The organism is Brevibacterium sp. Mu109 (genome assembly GCF_900169375.1).
Taxonomy (GTDB): domain Bacteria; phylum Actinomycetota; class Actinomycetes; order Actinomycetales; family Brevibacteriaceae; genus Brevibacterium; species Brevibacterium yomogidense_A.
Map to the genome: position 1 here is coordinate 1 of NZ_FXZF01000116.1, position 1,072 is coordinate 1,072.

A 1,072-nucleotide genomic window follows, 5' to 3' on the forward strand; every position below is an offset into this window, starting at 1 on the left:
AACAGATCGACGTCGTGGGGTGCGACGAGCATCCGGGCGGGGCCGAGGCTCCGGGCGTGGGAGGTCAGCTCAGCCAGCAGCCTCGCTGCGTCCTCGGCGTCGTCGGAGACGATGCAGGTCAGCGCTCCCCCGGCGGTGGGGAGTGCCCGGGACTCGGCGGGACTCCGGCCTCCGGCGATGGGGGTTTCTGGTTCGCGGGGGGTCGCGCCCGGGCGGAGGTTGGGGGGGGCTCCGGGGGGGGGCGGCGCCGTGGGATTGGGCGAAGAGGCCGACGATGTCGGCGAGTGCGCGCATGGGCTCGGTGAGGAAGGCGGTCATGCCGAGGATGCCGATGAGCGCGCCGACGCTCATCTGGCCGTCGATGAGGCGCAGCCCGGCGACGACGAGGACGATCGCGAGGACGACGGACATGACAAGCGCGCCGAGGCCGGCCAGGCGTCCGGTGCGCTCACCGGTGGCGACACCCGCCTCGGCGGCGGCATCCGAGGTGGCGCGGTAGCGTTCGGCGGCCCACCGTTCGCCGCCGAGGGCCTTGATGACGCGCAGCCCGCTCATGAGGTCGGCGGCCGAGCGGCCGGCCTGCGCGACGGCCTCGAGCTGGGCACTCGCCTTCGCCGAGACTGACCGGCCGGGCAGCGAGACGATGGCCAAGCCGATCGGGACGGCGATGAGGACGACGAGGCCGGTGACGGGATCGGCGACGAGGAGGAAGACGGCTGCCGTGATCATCCCGAGGACCGCGGCGATGCCGCGACCGAGTTGCGAGAACGACTGCGCGGCGGTGTCGGCGTCGGCCGACGCGATCGAGAGGACCTCCCCCGAGGCGCGGTCGGCGGGCAGGTTCGCCGAGGTGAGCGCCGCGTGGGTGATCTCGACCCGCAGCGCATGCGCCTCATGCTCGCGGGCGGCGTTGCACCACCGCGCGCCGAAGCGGTAGCCGTAGCTGAGGACGGTGAAGAGGAGCAGGAGACCGGCGATGGAGACGCTGAGCATCGGGATCGAGCGCGGGATGATCGCGACGTCGACGACGATGCCGATGGCCACCGGTACGAGCGCCTCGCACACCTGCCAC

Annotated in this window: 1 protein-coding gene; it reads right to left on the reverse strand. The window is 73.1% G+C overall.

The features are described 5' to 3' along the window. Positions 1–69: 69 nt before the first annotated feature. Positions 70–1,072: ABC transporter ATP-binding protein (locus BSP109_RS16765; protein ID WP_257944765.1), on the reverse strand; the 1,003-nt coding region annotated here is incomplete at its 5' end.